This window comes from Bdellovibrio sp. CKG001, assembly GCF_055397465.1.
Genome location: NZ_AP029173.1, coordinates 260,306 through 284,529 on the forward strand (window position 1 = coordinate 260,306; position 24,224 = coordinate 284,529).

Sequence of the window (24,224 nt, forward strand, 5' to 3'; positions counted from 1 at the left end):
GGACAAGCTTAGAGGTCAGAAGGAGTTCCTCTTATGTTCAACGTCTTTGTCTTTCTTCTTTTCTCTGTGGGATTCGCTCAGGAAAAAACGCAAGTAAGCACATTCACGCCTCAGGGCTACGTCAAATCTGTAGAACAGATTCGTATTGAATTTGCTAAACCCATGGTGAAGTTCGGCGAGCTGAATCTGGAAGCTCCGGCACAGAGTTCGTGTCTGGACTTCAAAAAAGGGCAAGGGCGCTGGATCGACACACGCAACTGGGTATTTGACTATAAAGAACCACTTGCTGGCGGGCTTTCCTGCGTGGTCACTGTGCACGGGCAAAAGTACCGCTTCAATACAGGTGGGCCTCACGTAAAGCAGATCTTCCCGCAGATTTATCGCCCTGTGGATCCGGAGCAGAACTTTGTTGTTGTTTTGGATTCGCCGGTCAAAAAAGAGACGTTGAAAACCGAAGCCTACTTTGTTGCGGAGGGCTTGGGCGACCGCTTGCCGGTCGTGGAAGTCACTGGTGGTGAAGCCGAAAAGGTTCTCAAGGCGGCCCAGCAGGAATACCAGTATGAAAAAGAGGAATTCAAGGGCGACATTGTTGTGTTAAAAGCCCAGCGCCCCTTCCCTGCCGGAGGTCGTGTCAGCTTTGTCTGGTCCAAGTGGATTCAGTCCCCTTCGGGAAACACTTCGCAAGAAGATGAAACGTTCGAGTTTCAGGTGCGTGAGCCGTTCAAAGCTGAATTTGGCTGTGAACGGGAAGGGGCGGGAAAGCCCTGCGTGCCTCTGTTAGGGATGCGTCTTTCATTTAATTCTTCAATAAGTCTTCAGGACGCCCGTCAGATTTACATCGAGATGTCTGACAAGAGGATCCTCAAGCCCTGGGGACTGGAAGATCAAAGTGCCAAAGAGCGTATCAGCTATCTGGAGTTCAAGGGACCTTTTGCACAAAAGTCTTTGTTCACCCTTGTCATCCCCAAAGGTTTAAAAGATGAAGAGGGGCGCCTGCTGTCAAATCAGTCGCAGTTTCCTTTAAAAATTAAAACAGGTGATGATCCAGCCCTGCTGAAGTTCCCAGCCAGCTTCGGTGTGATTGAGTCCGGTTCCGATGCAGCCATGGCCGTGACTTTGCGACGTGTGGAAAAGACGGTGGATACGCAGTTTGCCGGATGGACCGGGCAGTTTAAGGCGGCGGATTTTAAATCCATCATCGCCATGCTCAGTGAAGTGCAGCAACGTCCGTACGGTGAAGAACCACTGAAGTGGAAGAAAAAACCCACACAAAAGATTCAAATTAAAAAACCGTCCAATCCTGCGGAAACAGAAGTCGTTGGCGTGCCACTCAAAAGCAACGGCTTTTTTGTGGTCGAAATGAAAAGTCCTTTATTGGGTGAAAGTCTTCTGGACAAAAAGAAACCATTCTATGTTCGCTCTTCCGGATTGGTGACGAATCTTTCTGTCCATGTGAAGTACACACAGCAGGAAGCCTGGGTCTGGGTCACGGAGCTGAAGTCGGCCAAAACCGTTTCAGGTGCCAAAGTGCAGATCTTCGACAACGCTGGAAATGTCATGGCCACCGCAACGACGGATGCCAAGGGGTGGGCGTCTTTCAAGTTTGCAAAGTCGATTTCCGACTGGAAAAGAGACGAAAGCAGTAATTTCTATGGCGGATTCTTTGCTGTTGCAGAAAAGGGCGATGATTTTAGTTTCACCCACACATCCTGGGATAAGGGCATTGAATCCTGGAGATTCCAGATTCGGGGAGGCGACAGTGAAAGTTCCTTTCTGGGGCATGCCATTTTGGATCGGACTTTATTAAAGCCGGAAGACAAACTTTCGGCCAAGATTGTTCTTCGCAAAACCACGGCGGGCGGATTGGGTCTGCCGACAGATTCGGAACTTCCAACCAGGATTTCTCTGGTCCATGATTCGGGACTGCAGTCGTTCAAACTGCCTTTGAAGTGGAATAAAAATTCGGGTGTGGCGCTGTTTTCGTGGACGATTCCTGCCGGAGCCAAACTGGGGAACTGGTCTTTGACTTTGGAGCGCGACAAGCCGGCCCTGCAGATTGTTGTTGGGGATGTGGCGGTGGAAAGCTTCCGTGTCCCACTGATTCAGGTACGTGTGGACGGCCGTCAGCCATCCTATGTTCTGCAAAAGGACGTCCCCGTGCAGGTTTCCGGAACTTACTTCTCGGGCGGGCCCACAGGGGATTTGCAGGCAAAAATGCGCTGGAGTGTGGAGCCGGGATATTTTTCTCCGCAGGATGATGATTTCAATGACTATTCTTTTGCTAATGGTGCGGTGAAAGAGGGATTGTTCCGTCAGGGGGAAAGCGACAGCAATCGCTATATTCCTCAAAGCGGTGTGAAGGACTTGCGCCTGAACAAACAAGGTGTAGCCGAAGAAACCGTCAGCGGAATCAGGTACGCCGACGGTCCTCAGAATCTTCGCGCCGAAGTTGAATTCAAAGATCCCAATGGTGAGATTCAAAGTGTCAGTCGCACATTCCCGCTCTGGCCGTCTTCAGTTGTTCTGGGGATCAAGTCCCATGGTTGGTCTGCGACACAAGAGGCCGTTGAATTTGACGTGGTGGCATTGGATCTGCACCAGAAGGCTTTGAAGGGCCAGTCGATTCAGGTCGATCTTTTCACCAGCCGCTATTATTCTCACCGGAAGCGTCTCGTCGGCGGGTTCTACGCTTACGAGGACTTCCAAGAATACAAGAAGGTGGGCGAGCTATGCAAAGGCACCACCGACGCAAAAGGGCAGTTCCTGTGTCGCGGAAAATCCAAGGTGGCTGGCAATGTGATTGCGGTGGTGTCCAGCAAGGATTCCCAGGGACGCATCAGCTACGCCAATGTTTCGCAGTGGATTCTTAAACCCGGCGAAACGCAGTGGTTCGGGGCAGATGACAACGATCGCGCGGACCTGATTCCATTTAAGAAGACTTACGAACCGGGCGAGGTGGCGGAGTTCCAGCTGCGCACTCCCTTCCCGCAGTCGAAGGTTCTGGTGACGGTGGAACGTGAAGGTGTTCTGCATTCCGAAGTGCTGGATGTGTCCGGTGAAAAGCCGACAATCAAGATTCCGATTAAGAAAGAATATGTTCCCAATGTCGTAGTATCGGCCTTTGCCATTCGCGGTCGACTGGCCGATCCGAAACCAACAGCGTTGGTGGATTTGGCAAAGCCCGCTTACAAACTGGGTCTGGCGCAGATCAAAGTTGGCTGGAAAGAAAATACACTGAAGGTCGCGGTCACGACGGATAAGAAAACTTATAAGGCCCGTCAAAAGTCCCAGGTCACTGTCAGTGTGAAAGATCATTTGGGGCGCCCGGCGTCTTTGGCGGAAGTGGCTTTGGTGGCTGTGGATGAGGGGCTCTTGGCTTTGCGAGATAATAACTCGTGGGACCTTTTGTCTTCCATGATGCGCTTGCGTCCTCATAGTGTGCAGACGGCGACGTCGCAGACGCAGGTGGTGGGGAAACGTCATTTCGGTTTAAAAGCTCTTCCTATTGGCGGTGACGGCGGCGGGGGATTGCGGCGGGAGCTGTTTGATACCTTGCTTTACTGGAATCCGTCCGTGAAGCTCAATGCGAAGGGTGAAGCCAAGATCGATATCACCCTGAATGATTCAACCACCAGCTTCCGGATTGTTGCGGTGGCCTTGCAGGGCAAGGATCAGTTTGGAACGGGATGGACGTCCATTCAGTCCTCACAGGATCTGATGATTCTTCCCGGGTTGTCTGCGGTGGCTCGTGAAGGTGATGCGTTCCAGGCTGGCTTTACCGTGCGCAATGCCTCGTCATCGGTGCAAAACCTGAATCTGGCATTGGCAGTAACACCGCCGCAGGAAGGTCACAATGTTCAACAGCTTCGTTTGAATCCGGGAGAAGCGAAAGAAGTTTTCTGGAACATCAAGGCCTCGGGGGCAGGCACCATGACCTATGTGATCACCGCCAAAGACTCTCAAGGGCGTGTGATGGATGAGATCAAGAAAACACAGACCATTCTGCCGTTACGAGTGGCAAGAATCTATCAAAGTGAATGGGGCTCTTGGCCGGATTTTAAAAAGCTGTTGTTGCAGCAGCCTCAGGGGGCCGATCCTGCAAAAAGTTCGATTCAAGTGGAGGTGGCAAACTCCTTAGGAGCCTCCAGCGCGGGTATTGAGGACTTCTGGAAGAACTATGTGTTCACCTGCCTTGAGCAACAGGTGTCCCGGACAGTATCTTTAAATGACAAAAAGGCCTGGCAGAAGCTGGAAGAAAAACTGGATGCGTATATTGATGGCAATGGGTTGTTGCGCTACTTCCCGGGGAATTCACCCGGCAGTGTGAACCTGACGGCTTATATCCTTAGTGTTGCACACGAGGCCGGATTTACTTTCAGTGACGATCATGAGGCACGTTTGCTTGATGCCATGAACGCATTTGCAGAAGGCCGACTGAATGACGGGGCTGAGTTCAATCGAGCGGATACAGTTCTGAAGAAGATTTCTGTTTTCGAGACCCTCTCCCGCTATCGTCGTTTGAATGTGGATCTTCTGTCTGGAGTGGACTATCAGCCGAACCAGTGGCCGTTGTACAGTCTGGTTGAGTGGTATCAGATTCATCTGTGGGAAAAAGATCTTCCAGGGCGCGAACAGAAACTGGTGGAAATAGAACCTGTTTTAAGAAACAGATTCTATTTCTCTGCTAAGAGACTGCAGTTGCGCGAAGAAAGTCTTGAATCCATGCCGTGGCTGATGAGAGATCCGGAAAGCTCCATTTTAAGGCTGATTTTGACGACTGTGACTTTGCCGCAGTGGAAACAGGATGCTCCAAGATTGTTCCAGGGTGTGCTCGCTCGTCAGGTGCAAGGAGCGTGGAGTCTGACGGCAGGAAATGCCTGGGGTTCTTTAACCGCGAGAAAGCTTCAGGAGGTTTATTCTGACAAGGTCGAAGGCACTTTTGCAGCGACATTGAATAAAAACTCTCAAATATGGAATTGGTCCAAAGGCGGAACCGGCGTTGTGACGTTGCCGTGGACGACAAACAAAGGGGAACTGACTCTGGAGCAGAAAGGTGCGGGCAATCCTTGGATCACTGTTTCTGCCAAAGCGGCCATTCCGGTGTCCAAGCCGGTTTTGGCAGGTTTCAACGTGGAAAAGACGATCACGGCCGTTGAACAAAAGAAGAAGGGCGTTTGGAGTGTCGGGGATACCGCGAAGGTTCAACTGAAGATCAAAGCCAAAGCGGCACAAACCTGGGTGGTGGTGGAAGATCCGATCCCTACCGGGGCCAGTATTCTTCAAGCATCCTACGCAACTTCTGTGGAAAGAAAGCCGGAGTTGATCCGATTCTATCATTCGTGGTTCCCTCAGGAAGAGCAGATCATCGAATACACACTGCGTTTTAATCAGGTCGGAACTTATCAGTTGCCAGTCACCCGCATTGAGGCCATGTACAGCCCGGATCTGTTTGCGGAGTTGCCAGAATCAGTATGGAAGGTTCAGGAGTGAGAAAGAAGGTTATCGCAGGACTCATCGTAGGGACCGGTGTTCTGGTGTTGATGGCGGGGCTGGGGTACTATGCTTACACCGCTCCCGCTGTGCCGGACTTTTCCGGACTGGAGAAGTCCTACAAAAGTTCAGATCTTTTTCTGGTGGATCGCAAAGGTCAGCCTCTGCAGCAATGGCGGCAGGATATGTCCAAGCGCTCTTTTCTGTGGGTGAAATACAAGGATATCTCGCCGGAAGTGATTTCAGCAGTTCTTCTTTCAGAGGACAGAAACTTTCTTGGTCATCACGGAGTGGACTGGAAAGCTCTTGTGGCATCAGCTTATCAGCGCAGCTTTAAGGACTCCTCGCGGGGAGGAAGCACGATCTCCATGCAGCTTCTGAAGCTGCTTCATCCACGCAAGCATCTATGGCGCGGACTTTCTGGGAAGATCCGACAAATTGTGGCGGTGTCTTTTCTGGAAAGCCGTTGGAGCAAAGAGCAGATCCTTGAGGCCTATCTGAATTTGGTGGGATTTCGCGGAGAATCCCGCGGAATCAGTGCTGCGGTATGGAACATGTACGGTCAGACTCCGCGGAATGTTTCAAGGCTTGATGCAACTTTGCTGGCGGTTTTGATTCGGTCTCCGAATGCGGATGCAAAACAGTGGGCGCAGAGGGCCTGCTGGCAGGCGCCGGATTTATGTGCTGCTTTTGAGTCGCGCATTCGTCACGCCAATAATTTGAAAATGAATACCACCAATGAAGCCCTGCATCTGGCGCAAAGGATATCTCGTGAGGGGCATCGGGGACTTGTGCAAACCACTTTGGATCGCGAATTGCAAAATTATATCCAAGAGCAGATCACAGGTCAGATCCGAAAACTCAAAGAACAGAATGTGAGCGATGCCGCCGTTCTGGTGATTGAAAATGCAACCGGTGAAGTCTGGGCTTATGTGGGTGGTTCGGGTGATCTGTCCTCGGCTCCTTATGTGGATGGCGTTCAGGCTTTGCGGCAGGCGGGATCGACCTTGAAGCCGTTTCTGTATGCCACAGCGTTTGAAAAAAAATTGCTGAATGCAGAATCGTGGATAGAAGATTCCGCTGTGGACATTGTTTTTGATCGTGGTGTTTATAAGCCGCAAAACCATGATCGGCAGTTCTATGGTTGGGTGATGGCGAAGACGGCATTAGGTTCTTCCCTGAACGTTCCCGCGGTGAAGGTTTTTAAACTTCTTAATGATGACTCTTTCTGGAGCAAACTCAAAAACCTGAACTTTAAAAATCTGGAGGATCCGGAGCACTATGGCCCGGCCTTGGCGTTAGGGGTCGCGGATGTGACTTTGGAAGACCTGACGCTGGCTTATCGAAGCTTGGCTCGTGAAGGATACTTTGGCCCGATGAAGTGGCAAACCGACGAAGTCCTGCCGCCCGCGCAGCCTGTATTTACACCCGAAAGTGCCAGAGAGGTTCGTAAGATCTTATCCGAGAATCAGAATCGTGCTTTGGGTTTTGGTCTTGATTCGGCATTGGCCCTTGCTGGCGCTGCCGTCAAGACGGGAACCAGCAAGGATATGCGCGATAACTGGTGTGTGGGTATGAATGATCGTTTTACCGTTGGTGTTTGGGTGGGTAACTTTGGCGGCGAACCGATGTGGAACGTGATGGGGGTTACCGGGGCTGCGCCGATCTGGAAGAAAACGATGATGTGGCTGCAAGAACATTACCCTTCACAAGAGGTCAAGTTGGTTGAAGGTGACGGCAAAGAGGTCTCCAAACCTCAGGCCTACCCCGGCGCACGTATTTTGTATCCTCAGGATGGAATGATTCTGGCCTTGGATCCGGCCATTCCGGCGGCCCATCAAAAGATGCCTTTGTTGGTTGAAAACACACTTCATCGTGACTTGTATTGGCGGATCAATGAAACAGAAAAAATAAAGGCGACCGGTTCTTATCTTTGGTCGCCTTCATTGGGTCGTCACCGCTTTTCCCTTTATGATGGGGATAATAAGCTGGGTGAGGTTTCGGTTTTGGTTAAATGATTAAATATCGTAATGGAACAACACAGGAACCTGCATGTCCGGATGCACGCTTTGTTTCACCGGGCATGTCATGGCAATGTCTTCCAGCTTTTTGCGATAATCGTGTGGAACACTTTGAGGCATGTGTAAAACAACGTTGAGCTTTACAATGCGGCGTGGGTTTGTGCCCATTTCCTTTTCAACCTCAACGCGAGCGCCTTTAAGCTCAACACCATCTTTTTCTGCAGCAATGGCCATCACAGTCATCATGCAAGATCCCATCGCGGCTCCCAACAGATCCGTTGGAGAGAAGGCCTCACCCTTGCCATTGTTGTCTCTGGGAGCATCTGTTTCAATGCGCGAAGAGGACGGGCCATGAGTGATCTCACAATGTTTTTCACCTTGATAGACGGCAGACATTTTAACCATGAAGTAACTCCTAAAGCCTTAACATGGACTCAAATTGCTGCAAGGTCAATGGGGACAGAACTAAGAAGAGGACATCTCTTCGATAATTTTACGCAGGCGCATTTCTGAGGACTTGGACATATCCGCGTAGATCTTACGAAGATGAGTGGATCTCACAGGGTCATTCTTGGAGGTCTTCATTTCGCGACCAAATTTGAGAGCCGCACACACACTTTCGATCACCACTTTGCGCTTGGAGTCTTTAGTGATGAAGTCAAAAGCGCCCAGAGACAGGGCTTCCAGGGCTCGGGAATGATCCCCGTGAGCAGTTAGAACCACAAAGGGAGTCATCTGGCCCAAAGAGCGAACATAGGCCAGGAACTTCAATCCATTCATGTGAGGCATTTCGATATCAGAAAGGATGGTATCAAATTCTTGAGCTTTGACGAACTGAAGGGCCGCGGAGCCATCTTCCGCCTCGACAATCTCATCGACAAACTCTTTTAGGAAGTGCTTTAGAAGTTCGCGGATATCAGAATCGTCTTCTACAATCAGTAAACGACTTTTCTCTTCTTGGCCGGCCATCCTGAGTTCTCCCTATAAAGAGTATTTATTTATGACTCCCAACAGGGTGTCTTTCTTAAAGGGCTTGGCAATGTGGTCATTGCATCCCGCCTTCAGAGACTTCTGGCGATCTTCCGAGAGCGCATGGGCCGTCAAGGCTATGATGGGAACTGGGCTTTTGTGCTCAGTTCGTTCCCACTCTCTAATTCGATCAGTGGCTGCGTAGCCATCCATCTCAGGCATTTGCACGTCCATAAAGACGATGTCAAACTCACCTGACTTTACCTGATCTATGGCTTGAAGTCCATTCTCGGCTTCAATTATTTCGTAAGGTTCGTTCTTTAAATAATGTGTGAACAATGTTCGATTGTCTTCCGTGTCGTCGGCGATCAGGATGCGAATTTTCTTGTTCGGATCGCGGACTTTGGGGTGGGCAAAAGTCAACTCGGGTGTTTTCATGGCCAACGGCTTGTGCGTCACCGGATTGTAAATCTGTTCCCGATAAGGAATTGTAAAGAAGAAGGTCGTGCCTCCTCCGGGTTTACTTTTAAACCAAATTTGTCCACCCATCAGTTCCACCAGACTTTTGGAAATGGCCAGACCCAGGCCGGTTCCGCCATACTTGCGTGTGATGGAGTTGTCGGCTTGAGAGAACTTTTGGAAGATAACATTCTGTTTTTCTTCAGGGATTCCAATTCCGGTGTCGCTGACACTGATCAGTAAAGTGTCCTTCTTCGAGGGGTTCTTTCCGATCAACACACGCACATGCCCTTTATTTGTGAACTTGATCGAGTTCCCAATCAGATTGATCAGCACCTGACGCAGCTTTGTGGGGTCTCCCATAAGGTACGGTGAAACTCCCGGGGCGATTTCGCAACTGCATTGAAGCCCTTTTTCCAGGGCTCGGGGTTTGATCATGTCCTCCAGGTCCGAAAGAATTTTCTTCAGGTCAAAAGGGATATTTTCGATCGAGACCTCGCCGGCCTCAATCTTGGAAAGATCCAGGATGTCGTTGATAAGAGCCATTAAAACTTCACCGGCCTTACAGAAGATGGTCACATAGTACTGCTGATCTGCGTCCAGTTTTGTTTCCTTCAACAATTCGGCCATACCCATGATGGCGTTCATCGGTGTGCGGATCTCGTGACTCATTTGCGCAAGAAACTCAGATTTGGCCTGCGACGATTTCAGAGCTTCATTTTTTGTAGCTATCAGTGACTGTTCAACCCTTCGAAGCTCTGTGATGTCCTGAGTGGTCACATACATATACAGGGCATTTCCGTAATCGTCATATTCCGTCCGGCCCTTGCAGCGAACCCAAATCAGCTCATTGGCGTCCTTCTTCATGCGCAGATCCACCTGGAACGGCGTAATGTTCTTATGGGCCTCGGCCAGAGCTTTATCAAAAAGTGGAAGATCCTCGGGGTGGATCAGCGAGCGGAAAAGAGCATAGCTGGGGACAACATTTTCAGGGGTCAGTCCTAGTAGATGGAACTCTTCTTCGGACCAAAGGCAGCGCCCCGTCTTAATATCCCAACGGAAAGAGCCTGTTTTTGACAGTGCCTGGGACTCCTTGAGCAGTTCCTCTTTCAGTTTGAGCTCTTTTTCGATTTCTTTTTTCCACGTCATATTCGCACCAATGAGCGCCAGAATGACTTTACTGGATCGCTCGCTGCGTATGCGGGCCCAGGATATCTCCAGAGGAATTCTTTCCCCGTTTACCTGCTTGAGTGTGGCTTCCGAGGTGTGTGGATTTTTCGGGCCGGAGTTGCGATGAAGAGACTCTTCGATTTTCTTATAGTCAGTGTCCAGCCAATTGCGCAGGTCGGTGTTTCTGAGTGTTGCGGCGTTGGTTCCAATAAGATTCTCGGCTGCCGGATTGAGGCCACGGATGCGAAAGACATTCTTTCCTGGAGTGGTTTCTTCGACATCAACAACAAAGAACACTTCATTCAGTGAATGAACCACATTTTCCAGGAAGTCGCGGGCCAGTTGAGTTTTACTGAATTCTTCCGAGACTTCGTTGAATTTCTTGAAAATATCTTGAAATTCGTCCTCCTCACTCAGGGGAAGCTTCTCCGTAAACTGGTGTTCTTTCAGCTTGTCCAAGCCGTCGGCCAAAACGGCCGTGGGGAAAAAGATGCGGCGGTATAAAAGCCAGGCTCCGGCCAAGGCCAGGCTCCAGATAAGAAAACCACCGATAAAAAACCAAGGGATCTTTAGGGACAAAGGGGCCAGGATTTCATTCAGACTGGTTTTGCTGATCAGAATCCAATCGCTGTTGTCCAGGATATTAACACGGCCGATGGACTGTAAACTGGGGGTTTCCAGATAGTCGTCCGATGATTCAAACAGGGTGGTCTTGTCCATATAACGTCGGACCTGATTGCTGGGAAGGACCACGGACAAAGCGGCGTTCTGGGAACGGCGCATGTTTTCAAGGACGATCGCCGAATCATGATGATTTCGAACTTTCTTCAAAAAAGCTTCGGGGGACTGCAGAAACAGACGAGGATTGTTGCGAAGTAAACCATCAGATCCGAAGGCGACCACCTCGCCGGTTTCAGCCAGTCCCAGATCCTTCCAGTTCTTATTGTTGGATAGAATGCGATCAATTCTTTCCAGTGGAATTTGGAATATCAAACTGCCAACAAACTTTGTCTGATCAAACAGAGGCATCACCATCAGACCTGCGGGGACGTGCCAGAAGTGGCTTAGCGATGCGAAATCAAAAAATCTGGTGGCCCCTTTGGGGGCATTTAGTGACCATCGATAGGCTTGTGACAGACGCGAGTTTGCAAAGGTTCCGGTTGTCAGATTTTCACCGAAGTTCAGCCCTTTCTGGGCTGAATAAGCAACGACACCGCGAGGGTCTACAAGCAGAATATCACCAAGGTGAGCTCGCTCAAGAACTTCAACCAATCTGGTGTGCAAAGATTCGTAGCTTTTGAAGTAGGCCAGATCCGGGAATCCCTGAACCGTGGAAACCTGCAACAGGGGACGGCCGGTCTCTTTTGAGCTTTGCAGGAACTGATACTGCAGAAACAAAGGCAGGGACGTCATTTGACTCAATACTTTTTCAAGATCCGTCACTTGTGTCAGCGGAGAGTTTTCGGCCAAACCCTTGCGCCATTGATTCAGGCTGGGATGACGGCGAATCCAGTCTTGAATTTGCTGAGATTCGCTGGGAAAGCGTTTGAGGAATTCCAGGGCCGGAGAGTATTCCGAAGTCAGTACCAGAGTGTTTTTGATATAGGAAAATTCGCTTTGCAGTTCTTCGGCCTTGGATTGGCGAATCTGTGTCAGACGTTCCCGAGTACTTTGTTCCAGTGAAGAACTGCCCACCTGATAACCCACAGTTCCGGCAACCAGGAGCGTGCCCAGTACCAGTACCGAGGTGAAAAGAAACAGGCGGTTTTTGTGGTTCATAGACTCCTACATTGGAACGTAGTGGATATCGATGTTAAGAAAGTGAATCTTCATTTTTTTCAGAAGGTCAGGAAGTGGAGTTGAATCATTCTTTTTTGCAGCAACTTCCATCTGGGCGGCAAGCTCGCTGAGTTCAACGAAACCATATCCAGCAGCGGCACCTTTGATTTTGTGAGCCATTTGAGCAATGGCTGTCAGATCGTTTTTCTCTACAAGAACAGACAGAGACTCTATATCCTTCTTCCGGTTCTCAACAAATTGAGGAACCAGATCCTGTAGGTCAGCATCAATTTCAACCTTCACTTTAGACATTTCCATGCCCTCCTTATCCTCGATAATGGCTCAGGTTTTCAATTCATATTAGTTTATGACAGTGTTTATTGCATACATTTAATACCGAGAGTAGATTCGAAAAAATGGATTTCAGGAGAAGGTTTTGTGTTCAAGAAAGTACTCGTCATCGTCTGCTCCGCTTTTATGATTACATGCACGTCACAAAAGGAACTGGGTTCTTCGCAAAGACCAGTCCGTCTTGCTTTGGTGCCTGGGCAGGACTCTGCCGTCTTGATTGAAAATGGAAAAATTCTTGAGAAATGGATTCTTCAAGAAAGCGGTGTGCATGTCCGAGTGCAGGTACCTGTCAGCTTTGTCGCTGTGGTCGAGGCTATGGGATCTGAGCGTGTGGATGTCGCGATCTTAAATCCCTTTGGATACATCCTGGCGCACGAAAGATACGGGGCGACGGCGAAGCTTATGGGGGTCAATGGAGAGTACTCTCACTACTGGGGTCAGATCATCACGGCCAATCCGAAGATTAAAAATCTGAAGGATTTAAACGGTAAAAAATTTGCCTTTGTCGATCCGGTGTCAACTTCGGGATATATTCTTGCGGCCAAACTTCTGCAGGATGAAAAGATCAAGCTTGGTGAAACCATTTTTGCCGGCAAACACGACAGCGTGGTCACCATGGTTTATCAGGGACGCGTGGATGCGGGGGCCACTTATAACACCCCCTCTGAAAACGGAGTCCCCCAGGATGCTCGTCGTTTGGTGACGACACAGTTTCCGGATGTCTATGAAAAGGTGCGAATTCTTGCCAAGACCGGGCCGATCCCCAGTGAACCGGTGGTTTACCGAAAAAACTTCCCAACGGAGCTGGAAAGAAAGATCAGTCAGGCTTTAAAAAGCTTCTCCTCAACTCCAGAAGGCGCAGCGGCCTTAAAGAAGCTCTATCATCTGACGGGATTCAAAGATTGCTCTGATAAAGATTATGACGGTGCCCGACAAATTCTGCTGGATCTGGGCCAGAAGGTTCAGGATCTTGTAAAGTAATCAGCAACTTAGACGGATTTCGCGCTCGACCTTGAAAAAAGCCCGAATTTGAGGTCTAATGGTTCTATGCGCCGTTCAACGTTCATGAATCTTATTCTAAGATTTTGTTGCAGCAGAGAAGATCTGCTGAAGGCCTAGTTCTATCTTTTTTGTTCTCTGAACATCTTTCTTAAAAATCAAAAACACACACAACATCATTCTCTCGTGAGGAGGAATTTATGAACACAGAACCTCGTATTCTTATTACCGATCAGGATTTCCATCGTTTGTCTGCACTGGTGTCTCAGGTTGAAGGACCATTTTCAGAAGCCTTGGAAGAAGAGCTGGGCCGAGCCAACGTCATCGCTCAGAAAGAGATCCCTAAAGACGTGGTGACCATGAACTCTCGCGTGCAGTTCCTGGATGAAGTCACTGGTCAGGAAAGTGAGATGACTTTGGTGTATCCGCAGGAAGCCAACTTGGAAGCAGGTCGACTTTCTATTCTGGCACCGGTGGGTATTGCTTTGTTGGGTCTGAGCGTCGGTCAGGAGATCAACTGGAAAATGCCAAATGGACAGACTAAAAAACTGAGAGTGAAGGCTGTGATTTATCAGCCCGAAGCTTCAGGTCAGTTCGAGCTTTAATCCCGAAGCTCTTTGCAAATAAGAGCTTTCTTGGTTTCATTTTTCGTGTAGGTGGCTCGAAATTCGCGGCCACCTTGCGAATAGGACAGTTGCGCATCCACGCGCACGTCCTTGGAGTTCCACAGTTGCACATAAGTTTGATTGTCCAGCAGTGGGATTTGATAAATACGCACGGGAGTGCTTTCCACGACCGTTGTGTTCTGTAAAAGATCCACTTTTCCCAAGTACATGTTCTCTGTCGGATCAAAATACTTCTTCATGCGCACTGACGAGAAGTTGTTGTAGTCTTCTGCAAAATTGCAGTTATAGACCGAGCTTTGTGCCTGTGTCTGAAGTGCCATACCCAAGATGAAGTAAACAAGCCATTTTCCCATAGTTAACTTATCGTTTTTCCGTCTTAAGACTTAACGCCGGAGGGCTCGCCTTTGGGCCAGTTTGCCTGACTTGACTGAGCGAAGTTCCAAGAGCATTTTGAAACTTTAAAGGAGCTTCTATGCGAGTGATTGAAATTAAGACACCCGGTGGTCCAGAGGTTTTGCAGGTGGCAGAAAGAGCCCGGCCGGAACCAGGAACGGGCGAAGTGCTGATAGAAGTTCACGCCGCAGGAATCAATCGTCCGGACTGTGCACAAAGACAGGGAACTTATCCACCTCCGCCTGGTGCCTCTGACATTCCGGGGTTGGAGGTGGCAGGACGGATCGTCGCTGTCGGGAAAGATGTCACCCGCTGGAAGCTGTATGACGAAGTCTGTGCGTTAGTTACAGGGGGAGGTTACGCCGAGTATGTCTGTGCTCCGGAAGGTCAGTGCCTGCCCATTCCCGCCGGGATGAGCATGGTCGAGGCGGCCGCCGTGCCCGAGACATTCTTTACCGTATGGACAAATGTCTTTGAAAGTGGAGCCCTGAAGAAAGGCGAAAGCATTCTGATCCATGGCGGTGCCGGTGGCATTGGGACGACGGCCATTCAGATGTCCTCTGCCATGGGGGCTCGTGTTTTCACGACGGTTGGAAAGCGGGATTCTGTCGAGATCTGCAGAAATTTAGGAGCGGACCGAGTGATCATTTACAAGGAAGAGGATTTTGTCAGCGCGGTAAAAAAGGAAACTCAGGACCGCGGTGTGGATGTGATTCTGGATATGGTGGGCGGGGATTATTTTGTGCGGAATCTGGAGGCTTTGGCGATGCAAGGGCGTTTGGTGCAAATCGCCACTTTGCAGGGTTCTAAGGTGGAGTTGGATCTGCGTAAGATGATGTTCAAAAGACTGACTTTGACGGGATCGACTTTACGAGCGCGTCCCGTTGTCGAGAAGGCGCGAATTGCCCAGGCTTTGGAGGAAAATATCTGGCCGATGTTAAATCAAGGACAGATGAAACCCGTGATCTTTAAGATTCTGCCGTTGGATCGGGCCTCTGAGGCCCATGTGCTAATGGAGTCCAGTCAGCACACAGGCAAGATTGTTCTTCAGGTCAGATAGAGGCCGCTATTCCAAGTGCTCTCTTTGACGGGAGCTCTTGTCACATTTTCCCGTAAAGGCATGGTTGGTTGCGCGCTGTTTGGGTGCATTTTCGAAGAAACGACGCAAGCCCGGCACATTCACCTCAATCATCTGCTTCATCTGAGCCTGCGATGGGGAATGCGTGGTTCCCATTTCAAACAGCAAAGACCAGATGCCGTGTTTCCAGTAAGCGTAGTCTTCAAACGCTCCGTCGGCGGCATACAGAAGCTCTTTGGAGTTTCCTACCTGATAACCGCTTTCCACGACGGCATCCTTGGAAAGACCGATAAACGTGCTGTCGTACTGTGTCTGGGTGTCACGTGTAGAAAAACCCCACGGATAAAGCACTGCCGGCCAGTGAGTGTGCAAAGTGGCGGAGCTGACGATGTTGGCCTGTTCCAGGAATTCAGCCAGGGCTTTGGTGGCCTTGGACCTGTAAGACATACCTGATACACAGGGGCCTGGATAGTCGCGGTTCTGATCAACGGTGCCGTTAGATGTTCTTTCGTAACGATTGCGCGAATTGTAACCGGATACGTTCAGCACGGGAATGACATAGACGGTGTGCCCTGGAATTGGATTTCGCGCAAAGGCCTCGGCGGCTCCCAGAGCAACAGCTGTGGATCCGTATTCGTTTCCGTGGTGAGTGGCAACGATCAAGTCCGCCACCTCGCCATTGCCGATCTTCAGGCCTGAAATCATTTGACCGGAATCGGAAAGCCCGATGTCGATCCATTGTGTTGTTGTGGGGTTCTCCTGAGTAATTCGGCGAAGAGTGTCTTGCACACTTGTGTAATTGCTTGCAGGAGCGGCTTTCGTCATGAGGAAAAGAGACAAAATCATTTCTAGCATGCAACTAGGCTCAATGTGTTCTGGCACGAAGTCAAAATACCCCTCTGGGCCACTTTGACAAACTGGATTAAGGTCGTAGCCTGCGGCCCGAAGCTCAGCTCGTGTTGGGAATTCTGAAATCTGACAGAGCCAACTGATTTTTCAGACATCCGATAGTGATCAATCTAAAATAGGGCTTCTAGGAGGCTCTATGTTGAACGAACATCCTTTGAATGAAATCCAGAAAGTGGAAAACGAAATTTATCGTCTGCATCGTCGTCTGGAGTCCCTACGAAAAGAATCACCTGCGATGGAAGTGAAGAATTATATCTTTCACAGTCTCAATGCCGAAGTCACGCTGAGGGATCTGTTTGCGGATAAGAGCCGACTGATCGCCATTCATAATATGGGTCAAGGGTGTCGTTCCTGCACTTTGTGGGGAGATGGGCTGAATGGTTTTTTACCGGCTTTGGAGGATCAGTTTTCCGTTGTGATGCTGTCCAAGGATGCGCCTGAAGATCAGCGGCGTTTTGCCAACTCGCGAGGCTGGCGATTTAATATGGTTTCGCACGGGGGTGGATTGTACATTAGGGAGCAGAGTGTGCTTGCCGGGCAGAACAACATGCCAGGAATCGTCTGCTACGAAAAAAAAGGGGAGCGCATCTTCAGAAAAAACAGCAGCGTCTTCGGTCCCGGCGATGACTTCTGTGCCTTGTGGAGCATCTTAAGTCTGGCGGGAGTCGGGATGGAGGAGTGGACACCACAGTACTCTTACTGGCGTCGTCCTGAGCGGCTGGAAGATGGAGGCCAGAATCTTTCTCTGTGACAGTCAGGGATACATGGACTCTTCCAGGTCGCTTTGTGCCAGCCAGGCGCGTGCGACATCACGCTCTTTGCTGGTAAAAACCTCGATGTCCATTTTAACAATGGGATCCAGAAAGTTGCTGATGTTCTTGACCCAGTGGATGTCTGTGACAATGGCGGTTCTGGGGACCTTGTGAAGATTTTTAAGGCCAAAGCGAAGCTCTTTCCAAAAGACGGCCAGCTCGACCTTGCCAATGCCTCGCACTTCTTCAAGAAGGTTGACTTCACCCCATTCATCAATGCGTTTTTGCAGAAGATTCAGAAGGGCCGTGACGGATTCAGAGTTGATGTCGCCATCGATCAGAATTTCAATGTATCTAAACTTGGGATGTTCAGCTGTTACTTTCAGCATGCGAGCTCCTTCTTTCATTAACGTATGATTTTAGGAAGAAGCCCCGGGGTGACAAATTAAATTGCGAGCCGTTGTTGATTCGCAAAGAAACTAAATAAGGACCAAATGGCGTTCGACTTCCAGAACCGGAGAAGTCAGGGGTTGGATGGTGACCTTCAGATCTTTGAACTTTTTGCGGGCCAGGCCAATTTCTTCGTCGATCTTTTCTTTGCGAGCTTTCAGCAGGAAGTACTTGCCACCCTTTTTGTAATAGTCGCGGCTAAACTCCAGGATGACATCCACCGGTTTGAACGCTCTGGAAGTGACCACTTCGATTTTCTCCAGCTTGGGTGGGATTTCACCGTGGATGCGCAGATTCGGAGCGATGGCTGTGCAGCGCTTAAGGAAGTCCTGTTTTAAATTACTCTTTTCATAAAGGTGATACTCAATATCCGGGAATTGAATGGCGTAGATCACTCCTGGAAGTCCCCCGCCGGACCCAAAGTCCGCAGCCACTTTAACATCCTTAGGGAACAGACTCAGAGGCAGCAGACAATCAATCACGTGATTGTCGATCAGCTCCTCATAAGTCATTTTTCGACTGATCAAATTCAGCTCTTCGTTGGCGCTCCAAAGAAGGTCGAGGTAAGCCTTGAGCTTAGGCAAAGCGGCCTCATTAAAGCCCAATTGTAAAAAGACGGGGATGCGTTTTTCAAAATACATACTTTGTTTTAAAGAGTTCCTGACAAAAAGGGAAGGTCTTTCCGAAGCCGACTTTAGGCGGAGCCCGGTTGCCAACAAGCAGCGACTAAGCCAATATTTGTATATGAGAACATCGGCACTACTATACTCTCTGTTTATTCTTTTCTTTGTATTTGATCCATTGCCTTCCCAAGCGCAGGGTCCCAAGGTGGTCCTGGTCAGCGGCTTCGACGATGTCCTTCGCCAAGCCCACAACACCAACATTCTTTCCGCGGGTCTGAAACTGATGGATAAGGATCGGTCCTATGCGGGTATGCCGGAACTCTATCGCCGTATGTTGGCCAGCAGTGGGGCCGGGCAGTTCTATGTCATCACGGGACTGACAAACTGGCTGGAGTCCCGGGTTGAGAAATTTATGAAGGACTATCAGTATCCGCCACATTCCGTCACAATGAGAGATTGGGTGACCGAATGGTCCATCACGAAATTTAAAATCCATCACATTGAGGAAGTTCTAAAAGTAAATCCCAACAGCCAGTTGGTTGTGATTCTGGATAATTCCACCGCCAGTCTTGAGCTGGCAGAGCTGTTGAAAGCTTTGCACCCGGGGAAAGTGGCTGAGATCTATCTAAGACAAACAGTCGAAGGGAAGATCTCGCCGCACGCCAGGACATTTGTGACTTCTTTCGATATTGCCTTCCGAGAGTTCGTCAGTGGGCGACTGAACGAGGAAGATCTGGTGGCGGTGGGCCGTTCCATTCTGAGTGAGAAAGATATGGAAAACTGGATTCCGGCCTATGCTTATTGTCCGAAGAACTATGATCCCTGCGCCGGGTTTTTAATTGGAATCCGCGGCGTATGTGATGAGATGAAGACCAAAATTTCCAGTTACTGTCAAAGTCGTAAATAGCCTTAATTTACGGAATTTAGGCCAGTCCAATCTCTGAAATTTTCACTAGAATTTCGACAGTTTTTTCAACAGTAAAGATCGGGGTTTGTCTGCCGATCTGTTACTTATGAAAAACGCCACAAACAAATTATTTTATATTGTTCTCGTTTTGTTCGTTGTTCAAATCATGGCAGGCTGTAAAACTTCGGAAGCTCCTCGGACGCAGGGTTCTGCTGACAACTCCTCTTCAGCCGTCGAACCAACCCCAACGCCCCAGCCGGTTCCCGAGCCGGATCCGGTTCCGGCACTGCCGCCGCCGACGACGACAGAAGAGGTCTTGCGCGAAGTCACACCTTTATGGGAAGGGAAAGTCAGTGGTGCCAAAGAATGGACGACGCATGTGGATCGTGAGCTGGATCGATTGGGGCAAAATCTGTTGGATGTGATTCCTGCGGATAAGAATTTGTTTTGTCCGAAGTATCAAAGTCTTTCTTACGCTCAACGAAAGCAGTATTGGGCCTTTATGCTGTCAGCCATGGTGCGCTTTGAAAGCAATTTTAAGACCGAGACTTCTTATACGGAGGACTTCAACGACAGTCATGGCAATCGTGTGATCAGCCGTGGTCTGCTGCAGATCTCGATTGAAAGCGGCAATGCGTATGGCTGTGGATTTAAGACCACCAAAGACTTGCACGATCCCAAACAGAATCTTAGCTGCGGTATCCGCATTCTGGATCGTTGGTTGGGGCGCGATGGGCGTATTGCAGGTAAGGTGGATGGAGCATGGCGCGGAGGGGCGAGATATTGGTCGGTGCTGCGCGCAGGCGATAAGACCAGCTACAAATCAATTCTGAGCTGGAGTCAGAATCTATCCTTCTGCAAGTAGTTTGATCTTAAGATGAACGGTGCTATGCTGATTCTCGTTTCCATATCTGAGCATAAAAAGGAGAACTCATGGCATCGATCACTCTTAAAGGCAACCCTGTAAAGACATCCGGCTTCCTTCCAGAAAAGGGCACAAAGGCAAAAGACTTTTCATTGGTGCGCAATGATTTGTCCGAAGTAAATTTGGCGTCTTATGCTGGCAAAAAGAAAGTTTTGAATATCTTCCCAAGTGTTGATACGGGCACATGCGCAGCTTCCGTCAGACGTTTTAATCAGGAAGCAGCCAAACTGGACAACACGGTTGTTTTGAATATCTCTGCAGATCTTCCATTTGCACAGGCACGCTTCTGTGGTGCTGAAGGCATTAAAAACTGCGAAACAGTTTCTTCATTCCGCAGCAACTTCGGTCAGGACTGGGGTGTGCAGATCGCGGATTCCCCGCTGGCAGGTTTGTTGTCCCGTGCCGTGGTGACACTTTCTGAGGATAACAAGGTTTTGCACGTCGAGCAGGTGGCTGAGATCGTGGACGAGCCGAACTACGAGGCAGCTCTGGCGTCTTTGCGTTAAGAGAGCCTGTTATAATTGCAAGAGCGGCTTGAAACCCAGGGTTTGAAGCCGCTTTTTCTGTCTCATTTCAGCAGTTTGTGGTAAGTCTGCCCCTTATGAAACTGCATACATCTTCGCATAAAGCTAAAACCTTTCAGGAAATGAATCTGGCGCCGGCACTGATGACGGCTCTTCAGAAAATGAAAATATCCAAGCCGACTCCAGTTCAGAGTCAGGCGATCCCCGTGGGTCTGGAAGGCTCCGATCTGATTGCCATTGCTCAGACTGGCAGTGGGAAGACATTGGCTTTTGCCCTGTCATTGCTGACGACGTTGCATCAGAAACCACAAGCGCGTGCCTTGATTCTGGTGCCCAGTCGGGAAATGGCTCAACAAATCTATAAAGTCTTTCTGGAGCTTTGTACGGAAATGCCGGTTTCAGTCTGTCTGGCCATTGGCGGAAGCACCGGTTCTAAGCAAGCCAATCAGTTGAAGAAGAATCCGCGTTTGATTATTGCGACACCGGGGCGCATGAATGATCATCTTTCTACAAACAAACTGCTGCTTCAGCATGTGGAAATCATCGTTTTGGATGAGGCGGATCGTATGCTGGACATGGGCTTTGCCCCACAGCTTAAAACCATTCAAAACACTCTGCGTGGCCCCCGACAGACAATGATGTATTCTGCAAGTTTTGGTTCGAATGTCGAGGCTATTGCAAAATTGTTCATGCGTAACGATGTGACGATGATTCGCTCAGAAAAAGCCGAGGCGCCGGTTTCCAGTCTGAAGCAGAAGGTTTTGTTCCTGGATCGCACTATGAAAAATGACCGATTGTTGGATGAGCTCAACGCCACCCGTGGCGGAGTCATCGTATTTACTGGTAATCAGGAATCCTGCGAAGCAGTTGGCAGTTATCTGCAAGAGTACGGTTTTTCGGCGGATCTGATCCACGGCGGTCTTTCTCAAGGGCAAAGAAACCGCGTGGTGCGCGCTTTCCGTGATGGAGAACTGCGCATTGTGGTTGCGACCGACTTGCTGGCGCGGGGTCTGGATGTTCCTCATGTCGATCACGTGGTGAACTTTGATCTGCCTTTTCAGCCGGAAGATTTCTTACACCGTATTGGAAGAACGGCGCGCGCCGGGCGTGCCGGTGAGGCGATTACGTTTGTGACCCCATCGGATACAAGGATGTACGGCCGTATCAAGGGATATCTGCAGGGGGCCGAGGAAATCAAGGTGGATCCACGATTCAGCTTTATTGATCGCTCCAAGAAACATCTGCGTGGCGATGCAAAGAATTCGAAGACCGACGCAAGGACTGCACCGCCAGCTAAAGGCCGCGGTGGCAAGATCAATCCCTTTACCGGAAAGTCTGTGGCACCTAAAAAAGGTGTTTCAACAAAAAGGAAATAAGCATGAGCTCCTGGATCATTTATCACAATCCCAAATGCAGCAAAAGCCGCGAGGCTCTGGCTCTGTTGCAGGCCCAGTCCATTGATGCCAAAGTTGTTGAGTATTTAAAAGAGCCTTTGTCTGAATCTGAACTTCTGGAACTTCAGAATAAACTGGGTGTCGAAGCACCTGCCCTGGTTCGTACGAAAGAAGAGGACTTCCAGACGGCGCCGTTTGATGTGAACTCTGCGGAAGTGGTGGCTCAGAAGCTGGCCGCAAATCCGAAGTTGATGGAGCGCCCGGTGGTTGTGAAAGGCCCTGTTGCAGTTGTCGCTCGACCGACAGAGAATCTGAATAAGTTATTAAGCTAAAAATCTGGGAATAGCCAAGACGAGTCCCGTTGTTCGTGGTGGCGCGTAAGGTAAAATACTTCTGGAGTCTTCAAGAGAAAATCTTCAACGATCAGCGCGCCTTGTGATATATAAACAAACAATGGGTAATAAGATCGGTACGTATTTGAGATTCTTGGTCAGTAGAGGTGTGTCGGCAAAGGATACGCCCAGTCGCAAAACGGCGATTCGCGCCTCCAATGTGGTTATGCTGACGGCCATTCCGGCGTATCTTTCCTATGACATCATTTATCTTCTGACGGCTGACTATGTGATGATGTCAGTGAATGTTTTCTTTCTTCTTGGCAGCATCTTACTTTTGTTAGTTGTCGGTAACCCCAAATGGAATGCTCTGACGCGAGTGGCTTTTTTAATTCAGGGGAATCTGGCAATCTTTGCGATTTCTTATGTGACAGGAAGAAGCTCTGGAGCCGAGTTCTTCTATTTCATGTTGATCTGCGTGACTTTCATTATGTTCGACAAGGAAGAAGAGGATCGTTATGTCACTCCGTTCGTGATTTATACGATCACTTTGTTTGTGATTGGACAGTATCTTTTGCCCGAATCACGTTTGAATTTACCGTCAATTGAGGTCATTGGTTCTGATAATTATCGCAAGATATCGTTTCTGATTTCGGCGATGATGATTTTCTTCATCATCCGGTATTTGCGCACGATCTATGCTCTGGCCCAGGCAGAACTCGAGCTTGAGGCGGGGCGGATTATCCACAATGAGCGAATGGTGGCCTTGGGGCAGATGGCCAGCAGCGTGGCCCATGAAATTAACAATCCCCTGTCAGTTATCAAAGGTTTAAGTGAAGAGACTTTGGAGGGGCTGGGCGAGGATGCGTTGGATCGATCCACAATGACGAATTATCTGACCCGAGTTGTTTCAATGTCCGAGCGGATCAATAAGATTGTCAGGGCTTTGAGTGTGTATTCGCGCAAAAATGAAGCTGATCCTTACTTGCCTGTGTCGGTTGAAAAAATAGTAAGTGAAGCCAGTGTGCTCTTTGAGGATCAGTACTCATCCAGAAAGATTCAATTCTTCTTTGAGCTGCCTGAAGAGGACATTCGGATTCTTTGCCGTGAAGTTCAGATACTGCAGGTGTTGGTCAACTTGCTGCAGAATGCGAAGGATGCCATTGAAGATACCAAGTCCCCATGGATTCGTTTGCAGGTGCAGAAAGTAGGACCCATGGTCGAGTTCAGTGTTTCAGATAGTGGGCGATTCAGTGATATTTCTGGTGCTGACAGATTTTTTGAACCGTTTTACACCACCAAAGAGGTCGGCAAGGGGACAGGGCTGGGGCTAAGTATCAGTCAGGGGATTGTTCTTGCTCATGGTGGTGACATCTATCTGGATAACCAGTCGGAGCACACTCGTTTTGTCTTTACTGTTCCTCAGGCCTAAGGAAAGTAGGGATGCAGTTTTTTATAAGTGATAGCGACTACGAATGTGGCTAGCACTAACCACAAAAACCCTTTCCAGGTTCCTTTCAGGTCGGCCTTGCTTAGTTCCATGTGAAATATTGTCGCGGCAAATAGATAAATCCAGATTCCCAACTGCCAACTCAAGCCTGGAATGGATGACCAGGTGGGATGCTTTAAGAACATTTCGCCGCCGGGAACGAAATATAAGGCTCCGGCCAGCAGAATGGGGCCTACGATCAAAGGTGCAATGCCAATGAACAAATCCCCCATGGCGATCCAGATCTGTGGAATGAACAGGATATTCGGGACTTGGCGGGGCCGACTGACGACGTGACCATGGCTGCCGTTGCGGGCCTTGGGATCAAAAAGATTAAAGCCGACAATTTCGTGTAGAAACACCAGGGCCGCCAGCATATGGCTGATTTCATGAATCATGATCCCTGGAGCGAAAATCCATAAAAAAGCTTTTTCCCCTAATTTTTCCGCAATCCAGTTTCTAAGGCCGTACGAAATCCAGTGTAGAACAAAACCGACCGTAAAAGCACCCCCAGAAAACAGTAAAAGTTTTTGGACGGCTTTAAGGCCAAAATTTAAAAGCACGCTTGTGTCAGTCATCTTGAA

21 protein-coding genes are annotated in these 24,224 nt (G+C 49.3%); 12 read left to right on the forward strand and 9 right to left on the reverse strand.

Annotated features, from left to right (window positions below; all coding sequences use genetic code 11):
- Positions 1 to 33 precede the first annotated feature (33 nt).
- Together ACZ50P_RS01335 and pbpC are read left to right on the forward strand one after the other, a co-directional pair.
- The gene (locus tag ACZ50P_RS01335) at positions 34 to 5,490 is read left to right on the forward strand and encodes an alpha-2-macroglobulin family protein (protein WP_464132911.1); all 5,457 of its coding nucleotides are present in this window, start codon (positions 34 to 36) and stop codon (positions 5,488 to 5,490) included.
- Entirely contained in the window at positions 5,487 to 7,508 is a 2,022-nt protein-coding gene (gene pbpC, locus ACZ50P_RS01340) for a penicillin-binding protein 1C (protein ID WP_464132913.1), read from the forward strand. Before ACZ50P_RS01335 ends, pbpC begins: the two co-directional genes overlap by 4 nt.
- On the opposite strand, the gene ACZ50P_RS01345 is transcribed toward pbpC, so the two are convergent.
- From ACZ50P_RS01345 to ACZ50P_RS01360, 4 genes are read right to left on the reverse strand one after another with little or no spacing between them, the layout of a single operon-like run.
- Positions 7,509 to 7,916, reverse strand: a complete 408-nt coding sequence (locus ACZ50P_RS01345) for an OsmC family protein (protein ID WP_464119747.1) — start codon at positions 7,914 to 7,916, stop codon at positions 7,509 to 7,511.
- 60 nt (positions 7,917 to 7,976) lie between these two features.
- Complete coding sequence (locus ACZ50P_RS01350) at positions 7,977 to 8,480, reverse strand: response regulator (RefSeq protein WP_464132914.1); 504 nt, start codon at positions 8,478 to 8,480, stop codon at positions 7,977 to 7,979.
- Positions 8,481 to 8,492: 12 nt separating this feature from the next.
- Entirely contained in the window at positions 8,493 to 11,888 is a 3,396-nt protein-coding gene (locus ACZ50P_RS01355; RefSeq protein WP_464132917.1) for an ATP-binding protein, read from the reverse strand.
- 6 nt (positions 11,889 to 11,894) lie between these two features.
- Positions 11,895 to 12,200, reverse strand: a complete 306-nt coding sequence (locus ACZ50P_RS01360) for an Hpt domain-containing protein (RefSeq protein ID WP_464132918.1) — start codon at positions 12,198 to 12,200, stop codon at positions 11,895 to 11,897.
- Between the two features lie 126 nt (positions 12,201 to 12,326).
- Here ACZ50P_RS01360 and ACZ50P_RS01365 point away from each other — a divergent pair, with 126 nt between their 5' ends.
- Both ACZ50P_RS01365 and rnk read left to right on the forward strand, forming a co-directional pair.
- Positions 12,327 to 13,220 carry a phosphate/phosphite/phosphonate ABC transporter substrate-binding protein gene (locus tag ACZ50P_RS01365; protein WP_464132921.1) on the forward strand — a complete coding sequence of 298 codons (894 nt, stop codon included), beginning with the start codon at positions 12,327 to 12,329 and terminating at the stop codon, positions 13,218 to 13,220.
- 218 nt (positions 13,221 to 13,438) lie between these two features.
- Complete coding sequence (gene rnk, locus ACZ50P_RS01370; RefSeq protein ID WP_464119756.1) at positions 13,439 to 13,843, forward strand: nucleoside diphosphate kinase regulator; 405 nt, start codon at positions 13,439 to 13,441, stop codon at positions 13,841 to 13,843.
- On the opposite strand, the gene ACZ50P_RS01375 is transcribed toward rnk, so the two are convergent.
- Positions 13,840 to 14,217: a cell wall hydrolase gene (locus tag ACZ50P_RS01375; protein ID WP_464132922.1), complete on the reverse strand. Its 378-nt coding sequence runs from the start codon at positions 14,215 to 14,217 to the stop codon at positions 13,840 to 13,842. The two genes, rnk and ACZ50P_RS01375, sit on opposite strands and share 4 nt — an antisense overlap.
- A gap of 119 nt (positions 14,218 to 14,336) precedes the next feature.
- Between ACZ50P_RS01375 and ACZ50P_RS01380 the strand changes: the two genes are divergently transcribed.
- The gene (locus ACZ50P_RS01380; RefSeq protein ID WP_464132925.1) at positions 14,337 to 15,317 is read left to right on the forward strand and encodes an NAD(P)H-quinone oxidoreductase; all 981 of its coding nucleotides are present in this window, start codon (positions 14,337 to 14,339) and stop codon (positions 15,315 to 15,317) included.
- A gap of 6 nt (positions 15,318 to 15,323) precedes the next feature.
- Here the strand turns inward: ACZ50P_RS01380 and ACZ50P_RS01385 are convergent, their stop codons facing one another.
- Entirely contained in the window at positions 15,324 to 16,190 is an 867-nt protein-coding gene (locus ACZ50P_RS01385; protein WP_464132927.1) for a M14 family metallopeptidase, read from the reverse strand.
- 190 nt (positions 16,191 to 16,380) lie between these two features.
- On the opposite strand from ACZ50P_RS01385, the gene ACZ50P_RS01390 reads away from it, so the two are divergent.
- The gene (locus tag ACZ50P_RS01390; protein ID WP_464132929.1) at positions 16,381 to 16,995 is read left to right on the forward strand and encodes a DUF899 family protein; all 615 of its coding nucleotides are present in this window, start codon (positions 16,381 to 16,383) and stop codon (positions 16,993 to 16,995) included.
- Between the two features lie 3 nt (positions 16,996 to 16,998).
- On the opposite strand, the gene ACZ50P_RS01395 is transcribed toward ACZ50P_RS01390, so the two are convergent.
- Positions 16,999 to 17,385 (reverse strand): SpoIIAA family protein, encoded by a 387-nt coding sequence (locus tag ACZ50P_RS01395; RefSeq protein WP_464132931.1) that lies wholly within the window; start codon positions 17,383 to 17,385, stop codon positions 16,999 to 17,001.
- A gap of 90 nt (positions 17,386 to 17,475) precedes the next feature.
- Positions 17,476 to 18,030 carry a 16S rRNA (guanine(527)-N(7))-methyltransferase RsmG gene (locus ACZ50P_RS01400; RefSeq protein ID WP_464132933.1) on the reverse strand — a complete coding sequence of 185 codons (555 nt, stop codon included), beginning with the start codon at positions 18,028 to 18,030 and terminating at the stop codon, positions 17,476 to 17,478.
- Positions 18,031 to 18,190: 160 nt separating this feature from the next.
- Here ACZ50P_RS01400 and ACZ50P_RS01405 point away from each other — a divergent pair, with 160 nt between their 5' ends.
- From ACZ50P_RS01405 to ACZ50P_RS01430, 6 genes are all read left to right on the forward strand, one after another.
- On the forward strand, positions 18,191 to 18,976 hold the full coding sequence (locus ACZ50P_RS01405) for a phosphatase domain-containing protein (RefSeq protein ID WP_464132936.1): 786 nt from the start codon (positions 18,191 to 18,193) through the stop codon (positions 18,974 to 18,976).
- A 106-nt stretch (positions 18,977 to 19,082) separates the two neighbouring features.
- The gene (locus ACZ50P_RS01410; protein ID WP_464132938.1) at positions 19,083 to 19,841 is read left to right on the forward strand and encodes a transglycosylase SLT domain-containing protein; all 759 of its coding nucleotides are present in this window, start codon (positions 19,083 to 19,085) and stop codon (positions 19,839 to 19,841) included.
- A 68-nt stretch (positions 19,842 to 19,909) separates the two neighbouring features.
- Positions 19,910 to 20,407, forward strand: a complete 498-nt coding sequence (gene tpx / locus ACZ50P_RS01415) for a thiol peroxidase (protein WP_464132941.1) — start codon at positions 19,910 to 19,912, stop codon at positions 20,405 to 20,407.
- 95 nt (positions 20,408 to 20,502) lie between these two features.
- Positions 20,503 to 21,801, forward strand: a complete 1,299-nt coding sequence (locus ACZ50P_RS01420) for a DEAD/DEAH box helicase (protein ID WP_464132942.1) — start codon at positions 20,503 to 20,505, stop codon at positions 21,799 to 21,801.
- A 2-nt stretch (positions 21,802 to 21,803) separates the two neighbouring features.
- Entirely contained in the window at positions 21,804 to 22,151 is a 348-nt protein-coding gene (gene arsC / locus ACZ50P_RS01425; RefSeq protein WP_464132945.1) for an arsenate reductase (glutaredoxin), read from the forward strand.
- A 169-nt stretch (positions 22,152 to 22,320) separates the two neighbouring features.
- Entirely contained in the window at positions 22,321 to 23,583 is a 1,263-nt protein-coding gene (locus tag ACZ50P_RS01430) for a sensor histidine kinase (protein WP_464132946.1), read from the forward strand.
- On the opposite strand, the gene ACZ50P_RS01435 is transcribed toward ACZ50P_RS01430, so the two are convergent.
- Positions 23,580 to 24,218, reverse strand: a complete 639-nt coding sequence (locus ACZ50P_RS01435; protein WP_464132947.1) for a hypothetical protein — start codon at positions 24,216 to 24,218, stop codon at positions 23,580 to 23,582. The genes ACZ50P_RS01430 and ACZ50P_RS01435 overlap by 4 nt on opposite strands.
- Between the last annotated feature and the right edge of the window lie 6 nt (positions 24,219 to 24,224).

Bases quoted from the DNA above. Each gene is read 5' to 3' on its own strand.
- ACZ50P_RS01335 (WP_464132911.1), top strand. From the start codon at position 34: ATGTTCAACGTCTTTGTCTTTCTTCTTTTCTCTGTGGGATTCGCTCAG.
- ACZ50P_RS01345 (WP_464119747.1), bottom strand. From the start codon at position 7,916: ATGGTTAAAATGTCTGCCGTCTATCAAGGTGAAAAACATTGTGAGATC.
- ACZ50P_RS01350 (WP_464132914.1), bottom strand. From the start codon at position 8,480: ATGGCCGGCCAAGAAGAGAAAAGTCGTTTACTGATTGTAGAAGACGAT.
- ACZ50P_RS01355 (WP_464132917.1), bottom strand. From the start codon at position 11,888: ATGAACCACAAAAACCGCCTGTTTCTTTTCACCTCGGTACTGGTACTG.
- ACZ50P_RS01360 (WP_464132918.1), bottom strand. From the start codon at position 12,200: ATGTCTAAAGTGAAGGTTGAAATTGATGCTGACCTACAGGATCTGGTT.
- rnk (WP_464119756.1), top strand. From the start codon at position 13,439: ATGAACACAGAACCTCGTATTCTTATTACCGATCAGGATTTCCATCGT.
- ACZ50P_RS01375 (WP_464132922.1), bottom strand. From the start codon at position 14,217: ATGGGAAAATGGCTTGTTTACTTCATCTTGGGTATGGCACTTCAGACA.
- ACZ50P_RS01380 (WP_464132925.1), top strand. From the start codon at position 14,337: ATGCGAGTGATTGAAATTAAGACACCCGGTGGTCCAGAGGTTTTGCAG.
- ACZ50P_RS01385 (WP_464132927.1), bottom strand. From the start codon at position 16,190: ATGCTAGAAATGATTTTGTCTCTTTTCCTCATGACGAAAGCCGCTCCT.
- ACZ50P_RS01390 (WP_464132929.1), top strand. From the start codon at position 16,381: ATGTTGAACGAACATCCTTTGAATGAAATCCAGAAAGTGGAAAACGAA.
- ACZ50P_RS01395 (WP_464132931.1), bottom strand. From the start codon at position 17,385: ATGCTGAAAGTAACAGCTGAACATCCCAAGTTTAGATACATTGAAATT.
- ACZ50P_RS01405 (WP_464132936.1), top strand. From the start codon at position 18,191: ATGAGAACATCGGCACTACTATACTCTCTGTTTATTCTTTTCTTTGTA.
- ACZ50P_RS01410 (WP_464132938.1), top strand. From the start codon at position 19,083: ATGAAAAACGCCACAAACAAATTATTTTATATTGTTCTCGTTTTGTTC.
- tpx (WP_464132941.1), top strand. From the start codon at position 19,910: ATGGCATCGATCACTCTTAAAGGCAACCCTGTAAAGACATCCGGCTTC.
- ACZ50P_RS01420 (WP_464132942.1), top strand. From the start codon at position 20,503: ATGAAACTGCATACATCTTCGCATAAAGCTAAAACCTTTCAGGAAATG.
- arsC (WP_464132945.1), top strand. From the start codon at position 21,804: ATGAGCTCCTGGATCATTTATCACAATCCCAAATGCAGCAAAAGCCGC.
- ACZ50P_RS01435 (WP_464132947.1), bottom strand. From the start codon at position 24,218: ATGACTGACACAAGCGTGCTTTTAAATTTTGGCCTTAAAGCCGTCCAA.